The organism is Kocuria sp. (assembly GCF_030536815.1).
Classification (GTDB): domain Bacteria; phylum Actinomycetota; class Actinomycetes; order Actinomycetales; family Micrococcaceae; genus Kocuria; species Kocuria gwangalliensis.
This window is the reverse complement of record NZ_JAUNPE010000262.1, coordinates 1-2268: the sequence shown is the minus strand read 5'-3', so window position 1 is coordinate 2268 and position 2268 is coordinate 1. Positions and strand designations below refer to the sequence as shown.

Below are 2268 nucleotides of genomic sequence, written 5' to 3'. Positions count from 1 at the left end.
CCCCAGAACGATGAAAAAACCGTGGCCATCCTGACGCACCTGTCCGGGCCCCTTGCCGCGATCATCTCGGTGGGTTGGCTGGGCTTCCTGGGCCCGCTGATCGTGTGGTTCATTTACAAGGACAAGAGCCCGTTCCTGCGAGCGGCCTCCGCCGGTGCCTTCAACTTCAATGTGACCCTGTGGATCATCAACGTGATCGGTTGGATCTGCATCGTCACGGTCATCCTGTTCCCGGTGGGGCTCATCCTGATCGCCGCCTACTGGGTCCTGCTCCTGGTTTGCCACATCATGGCGGCCGTGCGCGCCAACAACGGCGAGGTCTACCGCTACCCCATGCAGCTGCCCATCCTGCGCTGAGGTCGGCTGCGGCGTTACGGGCCCTGCCGCACGTAGGTGGGAGACAAAATCGACGGCCGTTATTTTCCACCCGTGCTGACAAGGGTGTACGCGCGTGGGAAACTGATGTCCAGCAAATCTCCCGAGCTCGTGCGCGGCACCATCGAAGGCGAAAGAGGATGTCATGATCGACAACGGCTCCACTGACAATTTCCGGATCGGACAGCCCGGCGGGAACCTATCGGGGATGGGACGGTCCGAGACCACCGGGCGTCATGTGGTGGTCTTCGCCGAGACGGAGGACGCGCCGCAGCAACTGCTGCGGGACGCGGGGTTGAACCGGGTGGTCGATTCCCGTGATCTTGGGGAAGGCATGGACGTCTCCGCCGCCGGCGGGGCCGATGCCATCGTCTTCCACAATCTGAACATCGCGGTGGTCAGTGCCGAGGTGGGCCAGCTGGCGGCGCTGCAGACCTCCACCGCGCGTGCGGGGGCCGTGCTGTCGGTCTCACCCGAACTGATCCACCACGTGCTCGCGCCGACCTCGCCGGAGGAACTCACGGCGGCCTACCGGCTGGTCGTGGGGGACCTGGCGCAACACATGCAACTTGGGGACGCCCCGGAGCCGCCGCCCGCCGCCCCGCCGTACTTTCGGGACACGGACGAGTACACGTGGGGCCTGCAGGCCGTGCGGGCGATCTCCTCCCCGTACTCAGGCAAGGGCGTGAAAGTTGCGGTGCTGGACACCGGCTTCGACCTGGAGCACCCGGACTTCGCCGGGCGCTCCGTCACGGTTCAGTCCTTCATCGAGGGCGAGGACCCGCAGGACGGGCACGGGCACGGCACCCACTGCATCGGCACCTCGTGCGGGCCGCGCACCCCCGGCATGGGGCGGCGCTACGGGATCGCCTACGAGGCCGAGATCTACGCGGGCAAGGTGCTCAGCAACGAGGGCTCGGGAAGCGACGCCCAGGTGCTGGCCGGGATGAGCTGGGCCATCGACCAGGGATGCGCGGTGATCTCCATGTCGCTGGGTGCGGACGTCGCCGAGATCCATCCGCCGTACACGGCTGCGGGTCGCCGCGCCCTGGACCAGGGCAGCCTGATCGTCGCCGCCGCCGGCAACAACGCCGACCGGGTGAACGGGAACTTCGGGTTCGTCGGATCACCGGCCAACAGTTCTTACATCATGGCGGTCGGGGCCCTGACCCAGCAGCTGGACGTCGCGTTCTTCTCCGCCCGGACCCTGGACGTCAACGGCGGGCAGGTGGATGTGGCCGGTCCCGGCTTCCAGGTCTACTCCTCCTGGCCCATGCCCCAGCGCTACAACACCATCAGCGGCACCAGCATGGCCACGCCGCACGCGGCGGGGGTCGCGGCGTTGCTCGCGGAGAAGACCGGGTACCGCGGGCGGGAGCTGTGGTCGGAGATCGTCCAGAACGCCCGTCGCTTGCTCGCGCCCTCCGTCGACGTCGGCGCCGGTCTGGTCATCGCGCCGCAATAAAAAAACGGGGACATGCCATGAAGAACATCACCGTGACCGTGGACGACTCTTACCTGGCCGCCATGGGAGACGTGGTCGAGCAGCTGCGAGCCCACGGGATGCGAGTGGACCAGGTGCTGTACTCGGTGGGCATCATCACCGGGCGCGCCCCCGATCAGGAGTGCTCCGCGCTGGGCGCCGTGAAGGGGGTGGGATCCGTGGACGAACAGCAGCGGTTCCGGGTCCCCCACCCCGACTCCGAGATCCAGTAGGCGTGAGCTGCGAGACAGCCCGTTTCATCCCCATATTGTTGAACAATCCCTTGTGGAGATTGTTGAACAACCTGTAGTCTTCCGGCATTACGTCAATCTGTGACCCCAGTCACCCGACACATCGGATGAAGACATGCCGACAGAAGCACCCCGGCCGGCGCAACCTGCCCAGCCCTC

General features: G+C 66.4%; 3 protein-coding genes. All 3 read left to right on the top strand.

The window, feature by feature from the left end:
• The coding region (locus tag Q4E95_RS12975; RefSeq protein WP_303383699.1) for a DUF4870 domain-containing protein at positions 1–357 on the top strand (357 nt) is incomplete at its 5' end.
• Between the two features lie 226 nt (positions 358–583).
• Positions 584–1840, top strand: a complete 1257-nt coding sequence (locus Q4E95_RS12970; RefSeq protein WP_303383698.1) for a S8 family serine peptidase — start codon at positions 584–586, stop codon at positions 1838–1840.
• A gap of 17 nt (positions 1841–1857) precedes the next feature.
• Entirely contained in the window at positions 1858–2091 is a 234-nt protein-coding gene (locus Q4E95_RS12965) for a hypothetical protein (RefSeq protein WP_303383697.1), read from the top strand.
• Positions 2092–2268: the final 177 nt, after the last annotated feature.

Coding starts and splice junctions, on each gene's coding strand:
- Q4E95_RS12970 (WP_303383698.1), top strand. CDS start 584: ATGGGACGGTCCGAGACCACCGGGCGTCATGTGGTGGTCTTCGCCGAG.
- Q4E95_RS12965 (WP_303383697.1), top strand. CDS start 1,858: ATGAAGAACATCACCGTGACCGTGGACGACTCTTACCTGGCCGCCATG.